A 21,608-nucleotide genomic window follows, 5' to 3' on the forward strand; every position below is an offset into this window, starting at 1 on the left:
GGCGGGCTCTGACCCCTCGGCCGGAAGCCGTCAGCTCGGCCTCGGCGCGAAGGCTTCGGCGTGGTCGGTCGCCCACTGTTCGAAGGTGCGCGGCGATCGGCCGGTCACCTGCTCGACGGTCGGGTAGAGCGTCGCCTCGTCCAGCGTGCCCTCGACGAAGAAGCTGAGAAACGCGTCGACGTACTCCCTCTGCATGGTGGCGGCCAGTTCGGCCGCGGTCTCCGCGTCGCCGAGTTCGTGTGCCACGAGGGGCCGGTTCAGCACCGCGGCGAGCACGGCGACCTGTTCCGCCGGTCGCAGCGCCTGCGGGCCGGTGAGCTCGAGCACCTGCCCGGAGAGTTCGTCTCGCGTGAGCGCCGCGGCAGCGACCGCCGCGATGTCGGCGGGGTCGATCGCGCCGACCCGGACTCGGGGAAACTGCACGCGGACGACGTCGCCCGCGGCGAGTTGCGGCAACCAGCGCAGCGCGTTCGACATGAACGACCGCGGGCGCAGCACGGTCCAGCTCAGTTCGGAGGCGCGCACCGCGTCCTCGGACAGCGTCATGTAGCGGGATACGGCGTTGTCCATGTCCCGCAGCGCGGCCGAACCGCCGGAGAGCAGCGCGACCCGGCGCACCCCGGCCTTGTTCGCGCGTTCCAGCAGGTCCGGCAGATCGTCGTAGCCGGGGAGCAGGAACATTCCGTCCACGCCGTCCAGTGCGTCCGCCAGCGTCTCCGGGCGATTCAGATCGCCGGTGACGGCCTCGGCGCCCGGCGGAAGCGTCGCCTTGGCGGGGTCGCGCACCAGTGCTCGCACCTGCTCGCCCCATCCGGTGAGGGTCCGCACCAGTTCCGCGCCGACATTGCCGGTGGCGCCGGTCACCAGGATCATTTCGTCTCCGTCTTCGTCTTCGTCTTCCAGTTCGGCGGTGCACAGTGTTCGCGGCCCGCTTCTTGCGAGCCGGGCCGCGAACGGGCAATGCCCGGCTCGGTGGACTCGGTTGGGCCGATGTCGTTGCGTGAGGGATAGACGCGGGAGCGAACGCTCGCTGGTCCAGTTGTGTAGTCGCCTTCAGCGCCTGCTCAACGCTGTGCTCGTTCGGGATGTCTACAGCCGCGCGAAGGGTAGTGGTCTGATCGGCCAAAGCGTATCCGCTGTATCGGGGACCGGGTATTCGCCACTGCCGGGAAGCCGGTTCGCGGCAACTCTTCCGGGTACGTCCGTGCCGGGCGAATCGCGACTTGCGCATCGGTACGCAGTGGTGGCCCGACAACGGTGGCAAGCCCGGCTCGCGGGGTGTTCCGCGCGCGGCGGTGCCCGGCCGTCGACAGGGCCCGAGTTAGGCTCGCGCGGTGGATACTCCGTTACGGCTCGAGGTCATCGTGGCCAGTGTGCGTCCGGAGCGGTTCGCGCCGGTGGTCGCGGACTGGTTCCTGCGTACGGTGCGCGCACATTCCGAATTCGACACCGGTGTCATCGATCTCGCGCACACACCGTTGCCGGTGGAACTCACCGAGAACGACGAGACCGTGGCCTATCGCGCGCGGCTGCGGCAGGCCGACGCTTTCGTCGTCATCACCTCCGAGTACAACCACGGCTATCCGGCGTCGCTGAAGACGGCCTTCGACACCGCGAAGCACGAGTGGCGCGCGAAACCCATCGCTTTCGTCTCCTACGGCGGACTTTCCGGCGGGCTGCGTGCGGTAGAGCAACTACGCCAGGTCGTCGCCGAAATCCACATGGTGTCGGTGCGCGAGACGGTCAGCTTCCACCAGGCCAAGAAGGCGTTCGATGCAACGGGCGACACTCGTGATGGCGCCGCCATCGACGCGGCGGAACGAATGTTGCGCCAATTAGGCTGGTGGGCGCGCACTTTGCGATCCGCCCGCGCTGCTGACCCGTATCCCGGTTGACCGCTACCCGGCTCGGCCGATGTGGTCGGCTTGTCGGAAACCGATACCGGCGCTGGGTCGGCCTGCACCGTGCCGGTGCGTAGTACCAAGTGGTTGCCGATCACGCCGAGTCGGTGGATATCCGGATCGGCGCGATCGGCAGGCCGGGTCGGCTAGGACACTCGTCAGAGAAAGCGCGGACGAGTCCGCAGTATCACTTCATTCACATTCACATTCACGAGTGAAGATCGTCGCCGTCGGGTAGTTCCGTTGTACGGCGCACCTCGACCGGCGCAACGACTTGGGTCGATCACACGGAGGTCGAACTTCCGGCGTGGATCGTTTGTCGCAATGTGAGCTGACGATTACCAGTTCGCCGACCAAACGTACTTGAATTTTTCCTTGTCCGGCTGCTGGGAATAGCAGCGACTGATCGACGGATGCTGCTTTTTGAGCTCCGAGCGCGCCGATTCGCAGTCCTTCTTGGTCGTGCAGCTGACCCCGAAACCTCCGGTGTGACAGCCGGACGGCAGCGCGTTCGCAACGCCCGGATTCAGCACCGCCGAGGCGATGCCGGCGGTCAGCAACGACGCGAAGACACAGGCCGATACCCTCATGAATTTCCCCTCCTGGAACTCCCAACCAGGACGGCCCGATCTCGAGCCGCCGTGCCAGACATTAGCTTTCCGATTTGGGAGCGTCAAAACGAATGTCGCCACCGGGTGAGTCGGCGTCGAATTCTTCCGGGCACGCGGACTCGCTATTTCTACTGCGGTTGCATTGCCCGGCGGCCGCGCGGCTGACCGATGTAGGTGGCTTCGCTGGGAATGGACACCAGGGTCAGGTCGACCTGCGCGGTGCCGGTGCGCAGCACCACATGGTTGCCGATCGCGCCGGGCTGGTGGATGGCCAAGTCGGGACGGCTGGCGGGCCAGCCCATCGGATCACCCGTGACATAGATGGTGGTGACGCCCGCGTGCGGGGCGGGCGCGAGTACCCCGTCCACCACCGTGGCGGTGAATCCCGCGTCGGACTGGTGTGTTTCGGCCGCGATGGTCAGTCGCTCCGGATTGCCGATCGTGGTGACCAGGTTCTCCCACGCCCGCGCCCGATCGGTGCGGATCAGGATCCGTTCGCCGACCGCGAGCGCGCGGAACACCAACTGCTGCGCCAGATACAGCTCGCCCGCGACGTACACCGTCGAGATGCCCGCGCCGACGATGCGGACCGCCACACCGTTTCCCTCGTCGTCCGACCCGATCAGCTGGCCGCAGCCGGAGGAGGGCAGGTGCAGATCGTCGACGATGTCGATCAGGTGCTCGATCATCGGGACGGTGTCGTCCACACCGGGAACCGCGAGCGGCAGATGGGCCAGCAGCCCGTCACGGTGGCGTCCGTTCATCGAGATCATGCCCGGCAACTCGGACCGCTCCGGCAGTTCCCGCGCGGTCAGCCGCCACGCGGCGCCGATGCTCACCGATTCGGCCGAACTGCCGGGGCGCAGCCGCACCGCCACCGTCGTTCCACGCGAGGGAGCCACCCAGAGCTGGGCGAGCAGATCGGACGCGAGCCGCTTGGGATCCACGGCGCTGCCGATGTTCACGTTGTTGCCGATTTCGGCATAGCGCCAGCGGTGTTCGAGCGTGCGCGGGTCGTAGCCACCGGTGATCTGCAGGACCGCTTTGCGAATCTCGGGCGCCGTCAGGATGCGGGCGTTGCAGTCGGCGTCCTCGAGTGTGCGCATGATCCGCTGGGTGGCGATGGTGACCGCGCGCGAGGCGCCTTCCGCTCCGCCGCCACGCCGGTCCGCGGCCTCCGGGCAGGCCACCGCGTCGAAACCGATCGCGAGCCACACCGTGCGGTGGGCGGTGGCGGGCAGCGGGCCGAGCAGCGATTCGTAGATCTTGCCCGCGGGTGTGCCGGAACGGCTGCGGTGCCCGTGGCTGATGATGTCGATGCCGCTGAGCAGGATGTCGTGCTGGTTCAGGCATTTCGCCAGCTCGGCGAGCGGAAGCAGGTGCGAGGCGTGCACCGTGGTGCGGGCGATCCTGGTCAGCCCGCCGGGTGGGGGCAGCACCTCGACCACCGTCACCACGCGGCTGCCGTCCCAGTACAGGCCGAGGGAACGTCCGTCCGTGCCGCGGAAGTCGACGGTGTCGCCGAGCTCGTAGTCACGATGGGTGAGATAGCGCCAATACGTGGCGATCCAGTCCAGCAGGGTGCGTTTGGCGACGGGAACCAGCGGGATCAGTGCGACGCCGACCGCCACGGCGAACGCGGGAAGTCCCGGCAGGCCGGCGAACAGCGTGACGACTCCGGCGATCAGCCCGATGATCTGCGCGATCAGCAGGTTCTGCATCGAGACGCGCCCGAGAAGCGGTCGTGGTGCCGCGCCTGCCGGTTCCGCCATCCTCGTCCCCCAAAGTACCCGATATCGGCCGGTTCGCTGTGGCCGAGCTGAACAAGAGTCCTCGGGAACTGTACTGTGTTCCGCGAACGTGAGCACTGTTCGGGGGAGGAATAATGCCTTCAAAACCCACCACACGCTGGCAGGTGAGCGGCTACCGCTTTCTGGTCCGGCGGATGGAGCACGCTTTGGTACGCCGGGACGTGCGAATGCTGCACGACCCCATGCGATCCCAGTCCCGCGCTTACGCGGCGGGACTGATCCTGGCGTGTGTCGTCCTGGCAGGCTGCGGCGTGCTCGCGTTGCTTCGCCCCCAGGGCAAGATCGGCGACGACAACAAGATCCTGATCGGCAAGGATTCCGGCGCCGTCTACGTGGTGATCGACGACGTGGTGCACCCGGCCCTCAACCTCGCCTCGGCCCGCCTGGCCGCGGGCGAGGCGGCCAAGCCCGCCACCGTGAAGGAGTCCGAACTCGGGAAGAAACCGCGCGGCCAATTGATCGGCATCCCAGGCGCTCCCGGCTCGCTGCACTTCGACAAGGAGGGCGAGGGGCGGGCCTGGACGGTGTGTGACTCGTTGAAGACCGACGGCACCGACGACCGAAACACCTCCGTGTTGATCGGCGACCTGGAACTCGGCGACAAGGCGTCGGCGATGGGTACGGACAAGGCGCTGCTGGTGAAGGGCAAGGACGCGACTTACCTGATCTGGAATAAGACGCGCGCCCGTGTGGATATCAACGACCCGACTGTCGCCGGCCCGTTGGGGATTCGTGGCATGACGCCCCGCCCGATCAGTGAGGGACTGTTGAACGCGATTCCCGAGGTCGACGCGATCGTGCCGCCGAAGATCGATGATCCGGGCGGGCAGCCGTCCTACTCGATCAACGGTCTACGCATCGGCACGGTCGTCCAGGTGACCGGCAAGTCGAATGAGAACTCCGTCGTCCTGCATGACGGCCTGCAGCCCATCAGTGCCTTCACCGCCGAGGTCATCCGCAGCTCGCAGCGCAACCCGGATCACGGCACCGCCATCGGTGACTTCGAGGCGAGGCATGCGCCGGTGTCACATGCGTTGAAGGTCGACTCTTACCCCGCGGTCGCGCCGACCATCATCGAGCCCAAAGCGCGACCGGTGAGTTGCTTGTCCTGGAAGCCCATCCCGGGAGTCGCGGGCAACGCCGACGTCGCCTTGCGTGCGGAACTCGCCATCATCGACGGCAGCGACCTGCCGATGTCGAGCAGCGCCAGACTGGTTACGCTCGCCCAGGCGGACGGCAGGGGTGACAACGTCGACTCGGTGTACTTCAAGCCTGGTTCGGGCGCGTTCGTCCAGACCACGGGCATCGAACCGGACAGCCGCCGCAAGGACAGCATGTTCTACATCGCCGACACCGGCGTCCGCTTCGGCATCAAGGACAACGACGCCGCGAAGGCGCTTGGTATGGACAAGGAATCGGGCGTGACGCCCGAACCCGCGCCCTGGCCGATTGTCGGGCTGCTCGCGAGCGGCCCCACCCTCAGCCGTGAGGGCGCTATGGTCGCCCACGACGGTGTCGCTCCAGACTCCTCACCCGCTAAGCAGCCGGTGGCCTCGGCGAAATAATCACATGGCCGATGTCTGACGCCTGGCCCATGGCCATGACGTAGATCACTTGTCTGACTTCTGCTCGGCGGGAACCGAACTCCTCCAACCGACATCCAACCCTTGTGACGGACCGAGTTTTGTTACCAAGGTTCGTCGCCACATTGCCGTGCAGCAACTGCTGAACGGTGGGTCAGGAAAGGGGTTCGCATGAATAGTAAGATTTCGGCGCTGGCATCGCTTGCTGCATCGGTTGCCGTAATCGGGGGAGTCTGTGCGTTCAATGCGGGGCCTGCGTACGCGGATCCGCTTGTCAAGTACCCCAGTTCGGAAGCATGCGAGAAGGAAGCGGCGAGACGCAACGCCGATTCTCGGAGGCAAAATGCGGAGTCGACTGCCCCTGGCGTCACTTATTACTGTGAGCCGTGGGAGTGGGTGGAAAACAAATCGTGGGGCTTGTTTGTCAAGGCCAATTCTTACCCCTGACCGAGTCGCATGATTCCGAGCGGTTGTAGCCCCTGGGCGACAGCTACAACCGTTTCCGGCCGGTTACTCGTCCGCCCGGATGCCGAATCGGCGGCGGATCGGGAACGAGGCGAGCATGCCCAGAACCAGTAGTCCGGCGACGCCGCCGCTGCCGATCAGCGCCACGTCTCGTGCGCGATGGTCGGGCGGTGGGGGCGGCGCCGGAACTTGCAACTGCACACTGGAGGCTGCCGCGGGTCGCTTGGGTGGGAGCGTTTTCGGTACTTCGGCGGTCAGCGCGGCAATCGGATCGACAGCGCCGTAGCCGACGTAGGGGTTCCACCCTTCTGCAGGGGCGTGCGCGGTGGCCTGGATGCGTTTGATGACCTCCAGAGCGCTCAGCTCCGGGAAACGCGCTCGCACCAGTGCGGCTACGCCCGAAACCAGCGGGGTGGCAAAACTGGTGCCCTGAATCGGCCCGAGTTTTCCTGATTGCTGCACGCTGCCGAGTTGGACCGCAGTTCCTTTGCTGTTCGGCTCGTTGAACAGTGGATCTAGGGAAGTGATGTTCTCGCCGGGAGCCGCTACGCCCAGCCATGGTCCGGGCACTGTGAATGTCGACGGCTGCCCGTTTCCGTTGATCGAACCCACAGCGAGCACATAGTCGTCATAGCGGGCCGGCGACACGTTCAGGTCTACCTTGCTCCATGGGTCTCCCGTGGGGTCGAGAGGATCGATGACTGCGTTGGTGCCCTTGCAGCCATCGGTGTTCTCGCCACTGTTACCAGCAGCTACCACGATGACCACGTCCTTCTCGATCGCGGCATACCGGACGGCGGCGCCCAGTTCGGTATCTTCGAAAGGCTCCGAAGTCGGCTTGCACGCGACTTCGGATACATTGATCACGGTAGCTCCCATGTCCGCCGCGCGACGGATCGCCGACGCCATGGTGCGAGTGGTGCCGTATCCCTGGGGTAGCGCATCGGGCCCTTTGTCCCGATTCGCGCCCTCTTTCTGGTAGAGCTTGCTGGTCTGGCGGATAGTGAGGATTCGCGCCTCCGGGGCGACTCCAGAGAAGCCCTGACCGTCGACCTCTGTCGCCGCTATCAGCCCCGCGACCAACGTCCCATGCGCATCGCAGTCCTCGGTTCCGTCACTATTGCTCACATAGTCGCCGCCCGCGATCAATCCCGGTAGGCGCGGATGACGCGCGACACCGGTGTCGATGACGGCCACGAGTTGGCCTGCGCCCTTGGAGAATCGCCAGGCGTGCTCCAGGTCGAGGGAGCGTTGTGCCTCTGGCGTCGAGGGCCCGTTGCCTCCGGAACCGGTACTGACGCATGAAGTATTCGACGCCCGCTCGGTCTTGTCCGGCGGAGCGGCCGGCTCACCCGGCGGCGGTGGCGTATTCGGGCTCACGGTGGGCTTGTCTGCCCGTGCATGCGGGATTCCGGCGGGTGCGCCGAGCCCGACGGAGACGCCGAGCGCCAGCACGCATGCTGCCGTCCCTAACCGAACCGCCCGGAAACAACTGTTGTGCCGCTGTTTCGAACTCATCGGCCCGAGCTCACAGCCCGCGGACGAGGGCGTAGAGATCCGTCACCCAGAAGACCAGCGGCAGTACCGCGGCGACGAACGTGTACTCGAGCAGTTCGACGCCGCGGCGCATCGGCGGCGTGGCCGACTGGTTCGGGATGATGACGCCGAGGATCAGCGCCGCGACCAGGACCACCATCGCCGCGCCGAAGACGGCCAGCGGCTGGTGCATCGCGAAACCGGCGCCCACCAGCATGATCAGCACGATGCCCGCGCCGCCGGCGATGAGCACGACGGCCTGCTCCGCGCCCGCGTAGGTGCGGCTGCGGAACATCAGCACCGCCGCGCAGACCAGTGCGAGCGCGATGCCCTGCCAGTACGGGTCGTCGGAGGCCGGGTCGGTGGCGGCGAGCGCGCCCGTGGCGGTGACCAGCGTGGTCGCCGCGACCAGGCCCGCGAGGTACTTGCGAGCGTGTTCGGACTTCACCCGCAGCGCCTCCATGGTCGGCAGCGCGCGGTGATCGTCCGGGTCGTCCTCGGTGGGATCGATGGGGGTGCCCGGCGAAGGGACCGGCGGCAGCGGCAGTTTCGCCAGCAGCATGGACACCCGGGGCGCCAGGGAGAGCCCGCCGAGGCCGAGCGCCGCCGCGCCAGCGCCGATCGCGCGCTCCGGATGGTCGGTGAGCAGGCCGACCAGCGCCGCGGGCACCGCGTATGTCGCGAGCGTAGCGACGCCGATGAACAACGCGAGACCGACGCCGATGACCCGCCAGGCCAGGATCGCCGTCGCCCCCGCGAGAACCGATCCGAGCAGGATGTGCGCCCAGCCGTAATCGTCCGGCACGAAGAGCACGCCCGCGCTGAACGCGGGGGGCAGTGCGCACCCGCCGAGCACCAGTGCGGTGCCGGTGTCGCCGTACATCCTGCTCAGCACCATCGCGCTCACGACGAGCAGAATCGCGACGACCAGCGCGATCGAGCCGCCCACCCCGATCGGCAGCGAGCCGGGGGACAGCAGCAGACCCAGGCAGCCGACCATCATGGTGATCGCCGCGAGCACCGAGCCGGTGATCCGCGCGATCCGCGGGGTCCAGCTGCGGTAGTGGTCGGTGTCGGCGATCGCGACGTTGTACATGATGTCGTCGAACAGCGGTGTCGGCGCGGTGTGCGAGGCGCTTTCCAGCATCAGCAGTTCGCCGTCGCGGACACCGTGCTCGCCGAGGCTGAGCGAGTTCGAGAACGGCGGATGGCCGATCCGGGCGAGCACCCATTCCGCGGGCTCGTAACGCTCGCCCTCGTTGTCGAAATCGTTGCTGCGGCTGTGCTGGGCGACCATGTCGACCACACTCGGAATCACCAGCGCGACCGGCACGTCGACCGGTATGGCCATGTCGACCTGAGTGTGCTTGGCCAGAATCGTCACCCGGGCGAGATCGGGAGCGCGGACGATCCCGCGCGAGGATTCTTCGTCGATGTGGTCAAGTCGCGCGTGCGTCAAGCTTCCCCCAACTCGGTCTTCTACCTCGTGATTCCGCGGCCCCGCAGGCCGGGGGCGAGCTTGCGAACCCACGGTCCGGGCAGCAGAATGCTGGTCGAACTGTACGACATGTCGGCTGTGACCTCTACACTGAGGCCGGATCACAGCTGGCCGAAGGGGGATTCTCGTCGATGAGCACTGTCCGCTTCCAGCGCCGTGCGCGCCGCGAGATGCCTCGAACACCCGGTGGCGAGGTCACGCTGCAGCCCCCGCCCGAAATCCCCCGGGTCACACCGGGAAACCTCGTCATGAAGCTCATGCCCGTCGTGATGGTGATCGGCATGGTCGGCATGATGGCGTTGCTGTTCACCCAGGGCGGCGGTATCGCCTCCAACCCGATGAGCATGATGTTCCCGCTCATGATGATGTTCTCGATGGTCGGCATGTTCGCCGGTCAGGGCGGAGGCAAGGGGCAGAAGGCCGCCGAGGCGAACGAGGATCGCAAGGATTACCTGCGTTACCTCGACCAGGTTCGTAAGGACGTCGACGAGACCGCAGCGCAGCAGCGGGCTTCCGTCGAATGGAGCCACCCGGAGCCGGGACTGGTCTGGATGCTCGCAGGCACCAGCCGCATGTGGGAACGACGGGCGGGGGACAAGGACTTCTGCCACGCCCGCATCGGTCTCGGCGGGCAGCGCCTGGCCACCAGGCTGGTCGCCCCCGAGACCGGCCCGGTCGAGGAACTCGAGCCGATCGCCGCCGTCTCGCTGCGCCGCTTCGTTCGCGCCCATTCGACCGTGCCCGACCTGCCGACCGCCATCGCGGTCAAAGGCTTCGCCACCATCGCGCTGGACGGCGACCGGGCACAGGCGCGCGACATGACCCGCGCGATGCTGGTGCAGCTGTGCATGTTCCAGGCGCCGGACCAAGTGCTCGTCGCGGTCGTCTGCGGACCGGACACCGCGCCGGAGTGGGAGTGGACCAAGTGGCTTCCGCACACCCAGCATCCCGACGCGCAGGACGGCATCGGCACCCAGCGCATGTTCTACGGTTCGATCCGGGAGGCCATGGCCGGGTTGCATCCGTTGCTCGGCAATCGGGTCAGGTACTCGCGCAACCAGCCGGCCAACGCGAACATGGTGCACATCGTCTTCGTGGTGGACGGCGGTCTGCTCGAGGCCGAAGACGATCAGCTGCGCGAGTCCGGCTACGAGGGCGTCACCATCATCGACCTGTGCGGTTACGCGCCGCGCTTGGCGGTGTCACGCGGCATCAAGATGATCGTCGAGAACGGCGAGTGCGTCGGCCGTGGCGCCACCGGCAATCAGGAGCGCTTCGCACTGATCGACCGGATCAGCCCCGAGCAGGCGCAGCAGGTGGCGCGCAGACTCGCGCCCTACCGCGCGGCCACGCAGCGCAGCAGCGACGTGGAAACCGACGACTCCGAGGTGATCTCGACCTGGAGCCAGCTGATGGGTCTCGGCGACATCGGCGCGTTCAACCCGGAACACGCATGGCGACCGCGCTACGGACGGGAACGCCTGCGCGTGCCGTTCGGGGTGGGCGCCGACGGCCTCCCGGTGGAGCTGGACATCAAGGAGGCCGCCGAGAACGGCATGGGCCCGCACGGTCTGTGCATCGGCGCCACCGGTTCCGGTAAGTCGGAGTTCCTGCGCACCCTCGTGCTCAGCCTGCTGGCCACGCACTCGCCCGACCAGTTGAATCTGGTGCTGGTCGACTTCAAAGGCGGCGCGACGTTCCTCGGCTTGGAGGGTGTTCCGCACGTCGCCGCCGTCATCACCAACCTGGAGGAAGAGGCCGACCTCGTCGACCGCATGAAGGACGCCCTGGCCGGTGAGATGAACCGCCGCCAGGAAGTGCTGCGGGCCGCGGGCAACTTCGCCAACGTCTCCGAGTACGAGAAGGCCAGGGCGGCCGGCGCCGACCTGGATCCGCTGCCCGCGCTGTTCGTGGTGCTCGACGAGTTCTCCGAACTGCTCACCCAACACCCGGATTTCGCGGAGTTGTTCGTCATGATCGGCCGCCTCGGCCGCTCGCTGCACGTACATCTGCTGCTCGCCTCGCAGCGCCTGGAAGAAGGCAAGCTCAAGGGCCTCGAGGCCCACCTGTCCTACCGCATCGGCCTGAAGACGTTCTCCGCCAACGAGTCCCGTCAGGTGCTCGGTGTGCCGGATGCCTACAACCTGCCGAACAACCCCGGTGGCGGCTACCTGAAGGCGGACTCCGGCGAGATCCAGCGCTTCCAGGCTTCCTATGTCTCCGGCCAATATGTCGGCGGTGGCTCGCAGCGCGACATGATCGTGGCCACGCAGTCCGGCGAGATCGACGTCAAGGCAAGGCCGTTCACCGCGACGCATGTCGGCTTCCGCGCGGCGGACCGCGTTCCGCTGCCGCCCGAACCGAGCCTCGAGCCGGAGCAGGACGAGGACGGCGAGCAGATGTCCAACCTGAACATGCTGGTCTCCCGGATCCGCGGCCACGGCCGCCCGGCGCACGAGATCTGGTTGCCGCCGCTGGACGAGGCACCGACGCTCGACCAGCTCCTCCCGCGCTCCATCCTCACCGGCGAGTACTCCGCGGTGTCCACGCTGCGTGCCCCGATCGGCATCGTCGACCGGCCCTACGACCAGCGCCGCGACCCGATGGTCATCGACCTGTCCGGCGCCCGCGGCAATGTCGCCATCGTCGGCGGTCCGCAGTCCGGTAAATCGACGGCGCTGCGCACCCTCATCATGGCGATGTCGTTGACGCACACCGCCGAGCAGGTGCAGTTCTACTGCCTCGACTTCGGTGGCGGCACCATGTCGAGCCTGCAAGGGTTGCCGCACGTCGGCTCGGTCGCCAGCCGATTGGACGAGGACCAGGTCCGGCGCACCATCGCGGAGATGACCACCATCGTCCGGCAGCGCGAGGCGCGCTTCCGGCAACTCGGCATCGAATCGATGACGGACTTCCGCAGACTGCGCGCGATGGATCCGGCCAGTAGTCCGGGCGCCGCAGGCGCGCACGAGGATCCGTTCGGCGACGTGTTCCTGGTGATCGACGGCTTCAGCTCGATCCGCCAGGACTTCGAGATGCTCGAGCAGACCATCATGAACCTCGCCGTGCAGGGTCTGTCCTACGGCGTGCACGTGGTCATCGCGCTGAACCGCTGGGCGGAGGCGCGGCCCGCGCTGAAGGACCAGATCGGCACCAGGATCGAGCTGCGCCTCGGTGATCCGATGGACTCCGATCTGGGTCGCAAGTTCGCCTCACTGGTCCCGCAAGGGCGGCCGGGCCGCGGTATGACCCCCGAGTGCCTGCACATGCTGACCGGCCTGCCCCGCATCGACGGCACCCCCGACCCGACCAACCTCACCCAGGCCGTCGCGGACGCGGTCGCCACCATCGCCAGGCTGACACCGGGCCGTCATGCCCCGCAGGTGCGCATGCTGCCCGAACAGCTTCCGCGCGAACAACTGCTGTACCTGGCCGGCGATTGGCCCTCGCAGGTCGACCCGAACGCGAAGTGCCTCCGAATCCCGTTCGGTATCAACGAATCCGAGCTGGCACCGGTGTACATCGACTTCGCGGAGAGTCCGCACTTCATCATCATCGGTGACACCGAATCGGGGAAGACGACGCTGTTGCGCTCGCTGATCGAGGGCATCGCCGCGTCCAACACCCCCGACAAGGCCCGCTTCATTCTCGGCGATTACCGGCGCAGCATGCTCGGGCTCGTTCCAGAGGGATACCTCGCGGGCTATGGTTCCACGGCGCCGCAGTTCACCCAGAACATGAACGACCTGGCCGCCTATGTCAGCAAGCGCACCCCTGGCTCGGATGTCACTCCGCAGCAGTTGCGGGATCGCTCGTGGTGGAGCGGGCCGGAACTGTACGTCATCATCGACGATTACGACTTGGTCGCCACCTCCGCGGGCAACCCGGTCCAGGCGCTGCTCGAGCACTTGCCCCACGCCAGGGACCTCGGCTTCCACGTGATCATCGCCCGGCGTTCGGGTGGTGCGAGCAGGGCGATGTTCGAGGCGACGCTGGCCAGGATGCGGGACCTGGGCTCGGCGGGCCTGATTCTGAGCTGCAGCAAGGATGAAGGCGTCCTGATGGGCACCAAGCGGCCGAGTCCGATGCCGCCGGGTCGAGGCACCTATGTCACCCGGAATATGGAGGGCCTGGTGCAGACGGCGTGGATGCCGTCGCCCTGATGTCCGAGGTCGAGCTCGTCGTCACGGAAGCGCGTATCTGGGCGCGCGGCGCCGACACGCACTGGGACATGCCACCGTCGGTCGTTCTGGGCAGCAACGATTTCGACCTCGTGGTGGGGCAGCCGCTGACGCCGCCCACCCAGGTCGGTTCGGTGATCCAGTTCATGCCCGCCGACGCCATCGCCCTGCCGCCACGCACGCCTTCGGTGGTGGACGCGATGGGCGCTGTCTTCGCGGGTCTGCTCGAGAATCTGCGTGTCGCGGCCCCCTGTGCCCGGATGACATTGATCTGCCCCACCGATTGGGGCGCCGGCCGTCGCGGCGTGCTCGACCAGGCGGCGCGCCGCTACGCCACGGACGTCGTATTCGAGGACATCGCGGTGCGTTCGGTCGCGTCCGACGAGGGCACCAGCCATAGCAGGCGAACCCTGGTACTGGAGTTCGGAATGCTGGCCACTACGGCCTCAGCGGTCATCCGCAGCCATCGCGGCGTGCATCTCGAATCCTGTGAATACGAGCCGACCCTCGCGTTGGCAGAAATCACCGCGGAATCAGCCGGATACGCCGGTTTGTGCAGCCTGATCGCTCGGTTGCTGGACAGCGGTCCGATCGATCTCGTGCAAGTGGTCGCTATCGCGGATCCCTCGAAACTCGACCTGCTCCGTGCCGCGATCGATCAGACCGCGGGGGCCGAGGTCGAGCTACGTCCCGTCGCCGGTGCCGATCTCGTCCAAGGCCGTCGGGCCGAGCCGAACGACCGGCGCGAAGCGTCGACCGCCCCGACCGAGTGGATGCAATCGCTCCGGGAACGCGCCGCCGCCCAGCAGCCCCGACACGACACAGCTCGTTTCGCGGCAGTCGCCGTCGCGGCCTTGGCGGTCGTCGCTCTGATCGTCGCCGGTGCGGTCATCTTGTCCGGTCGCCGAGGTGAAGAGACGGCAGCGGCGCCGGATACGGGAGCGGCATCGCCGATCGCCGCGCCGCCGCCGATCGGCCCGCCGGGTGAGGCGCCACCGGAAGCATTCGGCCGCCTTCGATTCCGCGTTCCGCCCGGCTGGCGCGTCACCCAATCGCCCGATACCGGACGTGCTCGTCTCGATTTGGTGCCCGAAGCCGGTGCTCGGCAGCGAATCACGGTGATGCAGGCACCGCTGACGGCGTCGTCCAGTTATGCGCAGGTCGCGGCGAAGCTGGAGACACAGATGGCTCAGCGGCCGCCGGGGGTACTGACCGACTTGCAGCGCGACGTCATGTTCGGTGGCCGTTCCGGCTTGGCCTACCTGGAACATCCGGGAGACGGATCAACCGTCCACTGGCATGTTCTGCTGGAGTTCGGGATTCAGATCAGCATCGGCTGCCAATACGCGGGAGACGAGTGGGGGCAATTGGAGGCCCCGTGCTCGCATTTCGGAGACACCGTCCGCGTCGTCCCGTGACCTGTGCGGCGGTGCCGTACTTGATCGAATCTTGCTCTGTGCAGAACGATTCGAGCCCCCGGTACCAAACGTACCGGGGGCTCGAATCAGCCGAGACGGGATCTCAGAAGAGGCCCGCCAGCGCGGTGTCGGTGCCCTGCAGGTCGGAGTTTCCGCTGCTGACCATCTTGCCCGCGCTTTCCAGCGTGGTGTTGAGCTGCGTGACCTGTGTGTTCCACTGGGCCTGCAGCGAGGCGAACGCGTCGTTCGCGTCACCCTTCCAGTAGTTCGTCACGAAGTCGGTGACCTGCTTGTGGAAATCCTCGAGCATGGTCATGACGCTGCGCGCCTCGGCCACGATGGCCTGGGCGCCCGCCTCGACCTCGCCGAAGTTGGAGGCAATCCGACCGGGATCGTTCGCTACCATGTGGAGCTCCTTGTTGTCTGTGGTACGGCTATCGGATCAGGGAAGGTCCAGGCTGGAGGCCTGCGCGGCCACCTGCTGGGCGAACTGCTGGTCCTGATCGGCGAACTTCCGTCCAGCGTGGGCGAGCTTGTCCGACGTCTGATCCAGCTGGTCGTTCAGCTTCCGCGCCTGGGCGAAGTAGCTGTCCATGAAGGTGTCGAACGCCTGACGCGCCGCACCGCTCCAGGTGGCGGTGGTCTGATCCGACTTGCTGTTCAGTGCGGTGATCGCGGTCTGCAGATCCTGGTGCCGCTGCCGGCAGTTGTCCACAAACTTCGAGATCGCCTCTTCACTCGCTTCGAGCTGTCCTGCCATTTCGGCTCCTTTCGGTTCCCGTCTCGGCCAACGGCGGAAGCCTCAGTTGGCCTGTACATCTGGTTGGACGCGGTGTGGCCCTGATCGGTTCCATCCGACTCGAAATAGTTCGGCATCGCCCCACGGGATCAGGGCCCTGCGCCCTTCGGCCCGGCTCTTCCGTGATTTCGGCGGCCGCGTACGGGCCTGCTCGGAAGACCACGACGCAATCCGGGTCCGCATGACTTGTAACGCCAGCGCTCGGCTCCCCTCCTTCCCCCTGCTCGCTGCTGTAATGATCGGCGAGTGGGCTGGCTGCGGTACACCTTACCGAACGCCTAAGTTCGCCGCTACCAGCAGAATGGCGAAAACCAGCGGTCCCGGAATTCGAAAAGCCAACCAAGCCTTCGCTTCACCGAAGGTGACCGAATCACTTCACGCGATTGCGCAGCACCGGTACCAGACGGTCGAGCAGGGTCTGTTCGGAGGATTCGCTCCAATTGCGGACCGCGGCGACGGCCGCGGGATCGTCCAGCGGAATCACCGTGGCGCGCGTGCCCGCCACTTGGTAGGGCAGACCGAGCAGTCCACCGCCACCGGCCTTTTCGTCGCTGCGCACGGCCAGCACGTACCCGTCCGCCGCGGCCTCCAGCCTGGTGGAGCCGGTCAGTTCCCGAGGCGAGGCCTCGTCGCCCTGACGTGCGTAGTTGAGGTTGTAGACGAATCCGAGATCCTCCAGGAATTTCGTCTGCGGGGTGCCACCCAGGAAGATCGAGACCTGCGAGCCGCGTGGCACGTCCACCATCGTGATCGTCTTGCCGCGGAATACCGGATTGTCCGCCCGCGCCCGGTCCAGCGGCGCAAGGGCGGCCGTGCTGCTCGGCGTGGCGGCCGCGGACGCGGGACCGGACTCGTCCCGGTTCAGCGCCCAGATGCCGATTCCCGCGGCGAGGGCCACGGTCACGATGCCCGCGGCCGCGGCGAGCAGCCAGTTCTTGCGCGGGGGCGCGGCGGTCACCCGACCGGAGACGGCGACTCGGGGATCGGTCGCCGGCCGCGGATCGAAGACCTGGACCGGATAAGTGGGGGAAGTGTTGGTGGCGACGGGGTTGTAGCCGGGAGTGAGAGCGCTCGCGGCGGCGTCGGTGAATTCGCGGCAGCTGTGGAATCGTTCGGCCGGGTTCTTCGCCATGGCTCGGGCGAAGACGTGGTCGATGGCCTGCGGAAGGCCGGGATTGACCGCGGTGGCCAGCGGCGGGGGCTCGTGGAGATGGCCCATCATCACCAGCGCGGGTTGTGTTCCCGGGTAGGGGTTACGTCCGGTGAGCAGTTTGAAGAACGAGCACGCGAGGCTGTAGACATCGGCGCGGTGGTCGAGCGGGCTGCCGGTGAGCTGCTCGGGCGGGGCGTAGGCGATGGTGGCGACGAAACTGCCGGTCTGGGTGAGTTCGGTGGTGTCGTCGTTGGATTTGGCGACGCCGAAATCCGTGAGCAGGACGCGTTCTTCTTCACCGTCGGCGGGGGAGGAAAGCAGGAAATTCGCCGGTTTGACATCACGGTGCAGCAGGCACTTGCGGTGCGCGTAATCGAGTCCTTTACCGACCTCGGTCGTAATACGAAGGGCGCGCAGCGGATTCATCGCGTGCGGATCGCGGGCCAGTTCGGCGGCGGCATCGGTGCCGTCGACGTATTGCATGGCGATCCACAACTGGCCGTGTTCCTCACCGCGGTTGTAGACCGAGACGATGTTCGGATGGTCGAGCCCGGCGGCGAGATTGGCTTCGCGTTCGAAACGGGTGCGGAACTCGTAGTCGCGGCTGAGTTCGCCGCCGAGCACCTTCAGCGCGTCGGTTCTGGGCAGGCTGGGATGTTTGGCCAGATAGACCGTGCCCATGCCGCCCGCGCCGAGCACCCGCAGGATGCGGTACCCGCCGACGATGGTCCCGGGGCTCATCGGCATCTTCACGATCTCCTGACTCCACGCGGGCCGCTGGCGTTCGCCCCGCAGCATACTCGACCCGATGTGCGACGAAAATGCGGCATTATCGGCTGTTCGCGAAAACGGAATATTGTGCGGCAGCGCGCTGCTGAGCGTCCAGCAGTTGATTCGCCGCGACGAATCCGACGTATTCTTTGTACGCGACGACGCAGGTGAATCGCCGGTCGTCGAATAGTCCGGACCGGTTCTCCACACATGCCGAATCGGGCAGATGCGGCGGCGGATCGGCCGGACGGGCAACCACCGTGGGCGTGATACGTTCCGTGACAACCCGCCGCGCCGTCTCCGCATCGGCGGTGCGGATCACCAATGTGTCGCCGTTGGCCGCGAATTTCTCGGCGCCCATCGCTGTGAAACGTTGTTTCGCGTAATCGAGGTCTCCGGTGTATTGCATGATTCCGCGCAGGCCGAACAGCGCGTTCGAATCGTCGTAGCTCGGAGACTGGACCTTGGACGGATTCAGGGTGCGGCTCAGCAGATGGTCGGGGTCCCAGGGCAACCGCAGCATCTCTTCTTCGGTCAGCGGAGGGAGCTGGTCGAGCAGGGGCAGCTGAACGTCGTACGCCTTCTCCGCCAGCGCGACGAGGGCGGCGCGGTCGGGAGCGTTCGCCGAAAGGAGGAACGCCACTACGTAGGAGCCGTGCGCGAGCATCGTGCGCAGGAAAGGCGAGCCGGGACGCCAGTGCGCTCGCGCCTGTGGCTGCCGCGGCAGTGTGACCGGCTCGTTCTGCTCACGGTAGGCGCCGAAATCGGCGTCGTAGAACTCGGTCGCGGCCTGCCGGGCGCGCTCCGGGTCGGGGAACTGCATGACGATCGTGCCGACCGTCGTGGAATTGGGGCGGGGCTTGGACGGCCATCCCGACGGGATCAGGCTGATGTCCTGATCGGAGCCGTTGGTGTGGAACCCGAACATCATCCGGTTGCGTTCCGCGATCGGCCGCAGGTCTGCCGGGTTCCCGAGTTCGCCGGGCAGCGTCCCTTTGCTGATGCTGGAGGGCGTCCAGCTGTACTTCATCCTGGGGTCGATGTCGTAGGCCGACGCGACGTGGTCGGCCAGCCGCATCGCGGCAACCTTGTTCATGTCGATGAACAGCGGCTGGTAGTCGTCGTCGTGCGCGTTCGGCGGCTCGGTGGGGTAGTTGCCGGTGTCGAGATTGCGAATGTCGATCTCACCCGGCTGCGCGGTCCCCGTCATCGTCGAACCACAGCCGGTGAGGATCGCGGCGGTCACCGTGCACGCGAGCACGGCGACGGCGGTGCGGAATTTCGTCATGCGGCATTCACCAACAATGCGTACTGGGCGGAGATGCGTTGTTGCGCGTCGAGCAGCTGATGCGACCACGCGAACGCCGTGTAGCGGTCGTAGGCCACCGAGCAGTAGAACCGGACGACCACCGTCTTGTTGCCGATGTATTCCTTGCAGTGCGCGGCGGGCAGGCCTTTCGGCGACTCGGCGGCGCGGAATTTCTTCGACAGCCCGCCGCGCTGCTCGCGCAACTGGACGGCGGCGTCGGCGTCGCGCGTGCGGAACAGATCGGTCCCGTCGGTGGCGTACCGATCGACCCCCGCGGCTTCGATGATCCTTCGGTCCTCGGCCGAATCGGTGGTGAAGTGCAGGGCGCCTGCGCCGGTGTACGCGCCCGGCGGGTCGATCCAGGAGTCTTCCCGGGGTCGCGGCAGAGCCCGGTTGAGCATGCCGTCCATATCGATCGGCGCTGTCATCAGCTGATCGACGGGGGTCGGAGTGAACCGGCCGATCGCCGGGACGACGGTGTCGAGGCTCTTCTCGACCAGGTTGAGCATCGGCGGGAGGTCGACCTTCTCCAGGAAGATCTTCACGTAGTCGAAGACCCAGGTGTAGACGACGAATTTGCCGGTGGCGAACCACGACCCGATCGACTGTTCCTGCGGCTGCCAATGGGCGTGCGCGGCGGGGTACTTCGGGATCTGCACCGGCGTGTTCCGGTTGTTCGCCTCGAAGTCGACGCGTTCCAAAGCCGCTGCTGCGGCGGCCGCCTTCTGCTCGTCCGGGAAGATCAGCACGGCGTTGACCAGGTCGGTGCCGCGGTTGTCCGGCGCGCTGCCCGCGCTGCTGAGGAACCCGGCGACGAAATCCGGTGCGGCCTCCGCGAAGCGGGAGACTTGCATGATGCGGCCGAGTGAACCCTTCGGATCGATGAACACCTTGGCGATGGACGGATTCGCGGAGACGAACGCCGGGTCGATATCCGACGACAGCGGGACGAAGTTCGCCAGCCGCTCCGCCTCGATCATGCGCGCCTGCTCGGGATTCTTCGCCGTAGCGAGCGCACGCGGCGTCGTCGGGTAACTGCCCACGTCGAGCTGAGCCAGATCGACGGGCTGCGCGGGCCGCTCCGTCGCGGCCTCGGAGCCGTCGCACGCGCCGCCGCCCAAGGCGACGGCGCCGGCCAGCACCAGGGCACAGGCGGTTCGAATCGGTCTGGACATAGCGCCGTGCTGCACTCTTCCCTCCCCTGACTGCGGTAGTTGCGCCGGATCCTACGTGGGCCGACCCATGGCCCGGGATCGCGAAGGCGCCGGGCGCCTACCGCTGCTCATCTCAGAAACTGTTCGCCAACAGCGCGTACTCCGCGGCGACCTTCTGTCGTACGTCCGGTTCCTTATCACTGGTGACGACTCCGACGTACCGCTTGTACGCGACGTAGCAGCGGTACTTGTACTCCCGGTCCGGGTCACCCTTGCTGTTGAGCTGGAGGCACTTGGCACCGGGGACGTCCTTGGGAGCGCCGAGGGTGTCGTAGTGCGCGCCTTCGCTTTCCAGCAGGCCGGTGACCAGCTTCTGGGCCGCGGCCGCGTCGCGGGTGCGTGCGACGTAGCTGTCGTCGACGAGGCCGATGTGGTCCACGCCCGCGTCCTCGATCAGGCGCAGGTGTACCGACTCGTCGTCGGCGCGGTGCACCGTGTGGTATCCGCCGTAGACGGCGAAGGTCGCCGGGTCGGGCGCGCGGTTCTTGCGGTCGGCTACCGCGACGCGGGCGAGCAGGTCATCCGGGTCGGCCTTCAGGGTGTCGAGTTTGCTCACCGGCGTCGCGGTGAACCGGTCCAGCTGCGCGACCTGGGCGGCCAGCGTTTTGTCGACCCACTTCACCAGGTCGTCGCCATCCGCGACGGGACGCTGGATGAACAAGGAGATGACGAATTCCTTGTGCGCCATGAAGGCACCGACGTTCGGGACGCCCGGCCGCCAGTGGATGTAGGCGTCGGCATACTTCGACGACGTCAGCTTGCGGTTGTCCGGCGAGACGGCGATGTCGACGTCCTCGAGCTCGCGGGCGGCGAGCTTCGCGGCGGCCTCGTCGGGAAAACGGAACAGGGCGTCGGTGACCGCGGTGGCATCCGGCGCCGGATTGGTCTGGCCTGCCGGGTCGGGGCGGTCGGCGCCGCTGGCCGCGTATCCGACGACCAGTTTGCGGTTGTCGAAGACCGGCCTGGACACCTTGGCCACGAAGCCCAATGCCTGCTCGGCATCCGCGACGACGGTGCTGCCGCGACCGAACTTCAGCACGGGGTCGATGCGCACGGTGGGGACCACGGCGTCCGACATCCGCATGCCCTCCAGCAGTGCGCCTTTGCCGCCGGCATCCTGGCTGTACTCGTGCTTGTCGACGGGATAGGTGCCGACTTCCAGCGTGCGTACGTCGATCTCGCCCGCGGTCGGCGTACCCTGCACGCCAGAGCAACCGGCCAGCATCCCTGCCAGTGCCAGACATGACGCGGTGAGCGCGATGCGTTGCGTCCGAACCATCTCAGGCCCCTCGTTCCTCCCGTTGCTGACACTGAAGTTACCCGACGGACGCCGGGGAGGGGGACCGATGGCCTTCGTA

15 protein-coding genes are annotated in these 21,608 nt (G+C 66.9%); 4 read left to right on the plus strand and 11 right to left on the minus strand.

What is annotated here, in order from left to right; genetic code table 11:
• Positions 1-30: 30 nt before the first annotated feature.
• Positions 31-873 (minus strand): NAD(P)H-binding protein, encoded by an 843-nt coding sequence (locus tag ACZ6DL_RS24565; protein WP_466054488.1) that lies wholly within the window; start codon positions 871-873, stop codon positions 31-33.
• A 461-nt stretch (positions 874-1,334) separates the two neighbouring features.
• On the opposite strand from ACZ6DL_RS24565, the gene ACZ6DL_RS24570 reads away from it, so the two are divergent.
• Entirely contained in the window at positions 1,335-1,895 is a 561-nt protein-coding gene (locus ACZ6DL_RS24570; RefSeq protein ID WP_466054490.1) for an NADPH-dependent FMN reductase, read from the plus strand.
• Positions 1,896-2,239: 344 nt separating this feature from the next.
• Here ACZ6DL_RS24570 and ACZ6DL_RS24575 read toward each other — a convergent pair whose 3' ends face one another.
• Together ACZ6DL_RS24575 and eccE are read right to left on the minus strand one after the other, a co-directional pair.
• Positions 2,240-2,491 (minus strand): HMG-box domain-containing protein, encoded by a 252-nt coding sequence (locus tag ACZ6DL_RS24575; protein ID WP_466054492.1) that lies wholly within the window; start codon positions 2,489-2,491, stop codon positions 2,240-2,242.
• 149 nt (positions 2,492-2,640) lie between these two features.
• Positions 2,641-4,284 carry a type VII secretion protein EccE gene (eccE, locus tag ACZ6DL_RS24580; RefSeq protein WP_466054494.1) on the minus strand — a complete coding sequence of 548 codons (1,644 nt, stop codon included), beginning with the start codon at positions 4,282-4,284 and terminating at the stop codon, positions 2,641-2,643.
• A 113-nt stretch (positions 4,285-4,397) separates the two neighbouring features.
• Here eccE and eccB point away from each other — a divergent pair, with 113 nt between their 5' ends.
• Entirely contained in the window at positions 4,398-5,888 is a 1,491-nt protein-coding gene (eccB, locus tag ACZ6DL_RS24585) for a type VII secretion protein EccB (protein ID WP_466054496.1), read from the plus strand.
• Positions 5,889-6,416: 528 nt separating this feature from the next.
• Here the strand turns inward: eccB and mycP are convergent.
• The gene (mycP, locus tag ACZ6DL_RS24590) at positions 6,417-7,889 is read right to left on the minus strand and encodes a type VII secretion-associated serine protease mycosin (RefSeq protein WP_466054498.1); all 1,473 of its coding nucleotides are present in this window, start codon (positions 7,887-7,889) and stop codon (positions 6,417-6,419) included.
• Positions 7,890-7,899: 10 nt separating this feature from the next.
• On the minus strand, positions 7,900-9,366 hold the full coding sequence (gene eccD, locus ACZ6DL_RS24595; protein ID WP_466054500.1) for a type VII secretion integral membrane protein EccD: 1,467 nt from the start codon (positions 9,364-9,366) through the stop codon (positions 7,900-7,902).
• Positions 9,367-9,536: 170 nt separating this feature from the next.
• Between eccD and eccCa the strand changes: the two genes are divergently transcribed.
• Together eccCa and ACZ6DL_RS24605 are read left to right on the plus strand one after the other, a co-directional pair.
• The gene (gene eccCa, locus ACZ6DL_RS24600; protein ID WP_466054502.1) at positions 9,537-13,568 is read left to right on the plus strand and encodes a type VII secretion protein EccCa; all 4,032 of its coding nucleotides are present in this window, start codon (positions 9,537-9,539) and stop codon (positions 13,566-13,568) included.
• Complete coding sequence (locus ACZ6DL_RS24605) at positions 13,568-15,004, plus strand: type VII secretion-associated protein (protein ID WP_466054504.1); 1,437 nt, start codon at positions 13,568-13,570, stop codon at positions 15,002-15,004. The genes eccCa and ACZ6DL_RS24605 overlap by 1 nt, the downstream gene beginning before the upstream one ends.
• A 103-nt stretch (positions 15,005-15,107) precedes the next feature.
• Here the strand turns inward: ACZ6DL_RS24605 and ACZ6DL_RS24610 are convergent, their stop codons facing one another.
• From ACZ6DL_RS24610 to ACZ6DL_RS24635, 6 genes are all read right to left on the minus strand, one after another.
• Positions 15,108-15,410, minus strand: coding sequence for a WXG100 family type VII secretion target (locus tag ACZ6DL_RS24610; protein WP_062973176.1), 303 nt, complete (start codon positions 15,408-15,410; stop codon positions 15,108-15,110).
• A gap of 36 nt (positions 15,411-15,446) precedes the next feature.
• Positions 15,447-15,764 carry a WXG100 family type VII secretion target gene (locus tag ACZ6DL_RS24615; RefSeq protein ID WP_039795679.1) on the minus strand — a complete coding sequence of 106 codons (318 nt, stop codon included), beginning with the start codon at positions 15,762-15,764 and terminating at the stop codon, positions 15,447-15,449.
• A 409-nt stretch (positions 15,765-16,173) separates the two neighbouring features.
• Complete coding sequence (locus ACZ6DL_RS24620) at positions 16,174-17,703, minus strand: serine/threonine-protein kinase (protein WP_466054506.1); 1,530 nt, start codon at positions 17,701-17,703, stop codon at positions 16,174-16,176.
• A gap of 82 nt (positions 17,704-17,785) precedes the next feature.
• The gene (locus ACZ6DL_RS24625) at positions 17,786-19,015 is read right to left on the minus strand and encodes a DUF7373 family lipoprotein (protein ID WP_466054508.1); all 1,230 of its coding nucleotides are present in this window, start codon (positions 19,013-19,015) and stop codon (positions 17,786-17,788) included.
• Positions 19,012-20,211 (minus strand): DUF7373 family lipoprotein, encoded by a 1,200-nt coding sequence (locus ACZ6DL_RS24630; protein ID WP_466054510.1) that lies wholly within the window; start codon positions 20,209-20,211, stop codon positions 19,012-19,014. Before ACZ6DL_RS24630 ends, ACZ6DL_RS24625 begins: the two co-directional genes overlap by 4 nt.
• Positions 20,212-20,323: 112 nt before the next feature.
• Positions 20,324-21,529: a DUF7373 family lipoprotein gene (locus ACZ6DL_RS24635; RefSeq protein WP_466054512.1), complete on the minus strand. Its 1,206-nt coding sequence runs from the start codon at positions 21,527-21,529 to the stop codon at positions 20,324-20,326.
• Positions 21,530-21,608 lie beyond the last annotated feature (79 nt).

Source organism: Nocardia sp. NPDC041819 (assembly GCF_055590505.1).